The sequence below is a fragment of the Endothiovibrio diazotrophicus genome (assembly GCF_054657215.1).
In genome coordinates, this window is sequence record NZ_BAAHXB010000012.1 from 18,515 (window position 1) to 23,845 (window position 5,331).

Below are 5,331 nucleotides of genomic sequence, written 5' to 3' on the forward strand. Positions count from 1 at the left end.
GAACCTTCAATCGACGAGCGACTGATACTCCTCCTCGATCCGCCGGGCAATCTCCTCTTCGCTCATGCCGGCGAGGTCCGGCAGCGCGTCGTCGGACGACCCGGCAGCGGTGCCGCTCTCCGCGGCGTCGGGCGCGGCCTCGGCCGGTGCCAGCTGTTCGAGCACGTAGCGGCTCAACACGCGCACCGTGGGGTAGTCGAAGACGTCCGAGGCCTCCAGCTGGACGCCGCTGAAGGTCTCGATCGCCTCGCGGAACTCCAGCGCCTTGAGCGAGTCCATGCCCTGGTCGAAGAAGCCCTGGTCGATCGCGGCCTGCTCGGACTCTGGCAGGCCGAGGACGATCGACAGCCGCTGCTGCAGCTGGCGGACCAGCTCGGCCTCGCGCTCGGCCGCCGGCAGGCGCAGCAGCCGTTCGACCAGCTCGCTGCGCGGGCGCGGCGCGGTGCCGGCGGCGGCCGGCGGCGCCAGCTCGTCGAGCAGCGCGAAGCGGCGGCGCAGGGCGAAGCCCGCGGCGACCCGTGGCCAGTCGGCCAGTGCGACGCAGGGAAACTCCTCCTCCTCGCCGATCCGTTCGAGGGCGTCGAGGGCGGCGGCGGCGGAGAGCATCGCGAAGCCGTTGCGCTCGCTCCGCTCCCGCTCGGTCTCGCCCATCATGTCGCCGTCGGACCACGGCCCCCAGTGGATGCAGCTCGCCCGGCCGCCGTGTGCCCGCCGCCAGCGGGCGACCGCCGCCAGGGCCGCGTTGGCGGCGCCGTAGGCGGCGACCCCCGGCGTGCCGGTCAGCGCGGAGACCGAGCCCATCAGCACCAGCTCGACGCCGCCGAACTCCGCCGCGGCCTCGGCCAGGTGGAGCGCGCCGAGGCTCTTGCCGGCCAGGGCCGGCTGATAGTCGGCGTTGGGGTCGGCGGGCATCACGCCCGCGGCGTGGTAGACCGTGCACTCGGGGTGTTGGCGGAAGATCCCGCGCAGGGTGTCGACGCTGTCGGGTGAGGCGAGATCGCAACTCAGGCTCTCCACCGCGGCCCCGCCGGCGCGCAGCGCCTCGATCCGGGCCGCCGCGCGCTCGTTGGGCGGGCGCCGTCCGAGCAGCAGCAGCGACTGGACGCCGCGGCGGGTGAGCTCGTCCGCCAGCGCCAGCCCGATGCCGCCGAGGCCGCCGCTGATCACCGCGGTATCCGCCCGGCGTCGCGTCCCGGCGACGGGCGGGCGGGCCACCAGCCGCGGCGCGAAGAGGCGTCCGCCGGCGAGCCGCAGCCAGCCGCTGTCGGCCGGGTGTTGCAGCACCGACGGGTCGACTTCACCCGCTTCGTCGGCCAGCTCGATCACCCCACCCGGGAGACCCGGGAATTCGAGCCACAGGCTGTGCATGGCGCCGCGATAGAGGTCCAGCGCGCTCGGGCCCGCGGCGTGGTGGAGCGGGCCGACGAGCCACAGCCGGGCGCCGCCGCCGCGCTGCGCCAGCCGGGCGGCGATCCCCGCCACCCACTGCAGGCGGGCGGCCAGGTCGACGTCGGCGGCCAGGACGTGGTCGATCCCGACGACGACGCCGTCGAGCGCCGGCTCCGCCAGGGTTGCCGCATCGAGTTCCGACCACCCCGGCGCGCTGTGGACCTCGGCACCGGCGCGCTGCAGGCTCTCCGCAAGGGCGGCGGGCGCGTCCCCGGTGAGCAGCCAACGGCCCGCCGGCCCGCCCGGCGCGGCCGGCACCACCTCGCGCCAATCGATGGCGAACAGCGGTTCGGCCGTCACCTGCGCGGTCGGCGCGGTGGTGTCGAAGGCCTTGGCGAAGCCTTCGTCCTGCCAGTAGCGTTGACGGTCGAAGGCGTAGAGCGGGACGTCGACGAAGCGATAGGCGGGGTAGCGCCGCGACCAGTCCGGCTCCGCGCCCGCTTGCAGCAGCGCCTCGTGGGCGAGGCCGAGCGCCGCGCGGGCGTCCTGCGCGTGCTTCAGGCTGGCGACGCTACGCGCCTCGGGGAGGGTCGCGGCGAGCAGGCCCGACAGGGTCGGCTGGGGGCCGATCTCGAGGAAGGTGGTGATGCCGCGCGCGGCCAGGGTCTGCAGCGACGGCTGGAAGCGCACCGCCGAGCGGATCTGGTCGATCCAGTACGCCCGGGTGGCGATCTCCGCGCCGGCCACTTCGCCGCTCAGGTTGGCGATCAGCGGGATGCGCGGCGGGTTGAGCGTGACCCCGTCGAGGAGCCGCCCGAACTCGGCGAGCATCGGCTCCATCAGCGCGCTGTGGAAGGCGTGGGAGACCTTCAGCGGGGTCACCCGGATGCCGGCGGCCTCCAGCTCGCCGGCGAAGCCCGCCACCGCCGACTCGGGCCCGGAGATGACCGTCTGGGTCGGCGAGTTGAGCGCCGCGATGTCGATCCCCTCGGCGTGGCCGGAGCCGGCGAGCAGGCGCTGCACCCCGGCCTCGTCGGTGGCGACGGCGCTCATCGCGCCGCCCGCCGGCAGTTCGCCCATCAGCCGCCCGCGGCACTCGACCAAGCGCAGGGCGTCGCCCAGTTCGAAGACCCCGGCGAGACAGGCCGCGACGTACTCGCCGATGCTGTGGCCGGCGACCGCCGCCGGCTGGAAGCCCCAGGCGAGCCAGCGCTGGGCCAGCGCGTACTCCAGGGCGAAGAGCGCCGGCTGGGTGTACTCGGTGCGCTGGATGACGTCGGGGGCCTCGCCGCAGATCAGCGCCTTCAGCGGGACCTCGCGCCGCGGGTCGATGACCTCCGCGCAGGCGTCGATGGCCGAACGGAACAGCGGGTCGGCGAAGTAGAGCTCGCGCCCCATGCCGAGGTACTGCGCCCCCTGGCCGGTGAACAGCCACGCCACCTCCGCCCCGCCGCCGGTGACGCCGCCGCCGGTGAAGGTGTAGTCGCGCGGGGCGTCCGCGCTGCCGGCGACGAAGCCGCGCAGCCGGGCGGCCAGCTGCGCCGCGTCGCTGCCGGCGGCGGCGACCCGGGTGTTGAAGCGCGTGCGGTGGTGCAGCGCGGTGGCGCAGATGTCGGCGACCTCTTCGGGATCGCGTTCGAGCCGCTCCGCGTAGCGCTGCGCCAGCCGCTTCAGGCTGGCGGTGGTCCGCGCCGACAGCAGCAGCAGGTGCAGCGGCTCCGCCTGGCGGCCCTCGCCGTCGCTCGTCGCGGGGACGCTCTGCGGCGGCTCGGTGAAGATGGCGTGGGCGTTGGTGCCGCTGAAGCCGAACGAGCTCAACCCCGCCCGCCGCGGCCGGGCGGGGTCGTGGGCCCACGGGGCGGGCTGGTCGACCACGTCGATCGGGATGTGCGGCCAGTCGATGTTGGGGTTCGGCGTGGAGAAGTTGAGGTTCGCCGGGATGCGCTGGTGCTTCAGCGCCAGCAGGATCTTGACCAGTCCGCCCATCGCCGCCACCGGCTCCATGTGGCCGATGTTGGACTTGACGCTGCCGAGCAGCAGGCGCTTGTCCTGGCGCTTGCCATGCACCGCGATCAACGCCTCCATCTCGATCGGGTCGCCGATCAGCGTGCCGGTGCCGTGGGCCTCGACGTAGTCGATGTCGCCGGCGGCCAGCCCGGCGTTGCCCAGGGCGGAGGTGATCACCTCGCGCTGGGCGACGGCGTTGGGGGCGGTGAGGCCCGAGGTGCGGCCGTCCTGGTTGATTGCCGAGCCGGAGATCAGGCCGTGGATGCGGCGCCCCTTCGCGCGGGCGTCCGACAGCCGTTCGAGCACCACCAGCGCGCCGCCCTCGCTGCGGATATAGCCGTTGGCCCCGGCGTCGAAGCTGCGGCAGCGGCCGTCGGGGGAGAGCGCCCCCATCTTGCAGAAGGCGACATGGATCTCCGGCACCAGGATCAGGTGGCCGGCGCCGACCAGCGCGAGGTCGCACTCGCCGTCGCGCAGGCTGCGGGCGGCCAGGTGCAGCGCCACCAGCGAGGAGGAGCAGGCGGTGTCCAGCGCGAAGCAGGGGCCACGCAGCCCGTAGTAGTAGGCCAGCCGGCCGGCGGCGGTGCTCATGGTGGCGCCGGTGAGGCTGTAGGCGTCGACCAGCGAGGCGTCGCCGCTGTGGATGTGGAAGCGCGTGTAGTCGTCCCCGGAGAGACCGAGAAACACCCCGGTGCGGCTGCCGTCGAGGGTCGACGGGACCAGACCGGCGTCCTCGAACGCCTCCCAGCTCAGCTCCATCAGCAGGCGCTGCTTGGGGTCGAGGGAGCGCGCCTCCTTCGCCGAGATGCCGAAGAAGTTGGCGTCGAAGTCGGCCACCGGCTGGGTGATCAGCCCGGCGCGACCGGTGTACATCTTGCCCGGCGCATCCTTGTCCGCGCTCAGGTAGCGCTCCACCGGCCAGCGCTCCTCGCCGATCTCCGAGACGCCGTCCGCGCCGCGCTCGAGCAGCTGCCAATAGGCCTCCGGGTCGTTGGCGCCGCCGGGAAAGCGGCAGGCGAGGCCGGTGATGGCGATCGGCTCGCGCTTTTTGAGCGCCGCGTTCTCCTCGATCAGCGCCGCGATGGTGTCACGGGCCTTCTGCAGGGTCGCCCGATACTTGTCGATGCTGGGATCTTCCGGATGGTTCACGGGGCATTACTCGGGGAGTTGTTGCGACGCGTAGCGTTGGAGCTGGTCGATCAGCGCGTCGGCGTGGGTTTTGAGGAAGAAGTGACCCGCATCCAGGGTGACGTGGTGGAGCGGGTGCAGGGTGTGCTCCTGCCAGGGGTCCATGTCCTCGGGGGGGACCTCCAGGTCGTGGGCGCCGGAGATCGCCACCAGCGGGCAGTCGACGGGGGCGCCGGGCTCGTACCGGTAGCCGTCGCACGCCTCGAAGTCGGCGCGCAGGGTGGGCAGGACGAAGTTGAGCAGCTCCTCGTTGACCAGGATCTCCTGCTGGAAACCGCCGAAATCGCTCACCTTCTGGATGAACTGACGGTCGTCGAGTCCGAACAGCGGCCGCCGCCGGGGCGGCAGGTGGGCCGCGCGGTGGGCGGCGATGAAGGCGACCTGCGGCAGCGGGTAGCCGCCGTCCTGGAGCTGGCGCAGCACCTCGAAGGTGAGCAGCCCCCCCATGCTGTGGCCGTAGATCAGGTAGGGCTTGTCGAGGTAGAGCGCCAACTGGTTGGCGAGCAGCCCGGCGAGCGCCTGGATGTCGCGGAACGCCGGTTCGGAGGCGCGGTTCTCCCGGCCCGGCAACTGGATGGAGCAGACCTCGATGTCGGGGCCGAAGCGTTTGCCCCACGGCTGGTAGACCGAGGCGCCGCCACCGGCGAAGGGCAGACAGAACATGCGCAGTCGCGCATCGGGCTTGGGGGATGGGCAGGTGACCCAGGCGTTGAACTTCATGATGAGCGGACCGCGTAACCTAGTGAC

General features: G+C 73.0%; 2 protein-coding genes. Both read right to left on the reverse strand.

Going from position 1 to position 5,331, the window contains the following annotated elements; genetic code table 11:
• Positions 1-6 precede the first annotated feature (6 nt).
• Positions 7-4,545, reverse strand: coding sequence for a type I polyketide synthase (locus ACYQ2W_RS05325; RefSeq protein ID WP_459863970.1), 4,539 nt, complete (start codon positions 4,543-4,545; stop codon positions 7-9).
• A gap of 6 nt (positions 4,546-4,551) precedes the next feature.
• A complete protein-coding gene (locus tag ACYQ2W_RS05330) occupies positions 4,552-5,304 on the reverse strand; it encodes a thioesterase II family protein (protein ID WP_459863972.1) in 753 nt (250 codons plus the stop codon).
• Between the last annotated feature and the right edge of the window lie 27 nt (positions 5,305-5,331).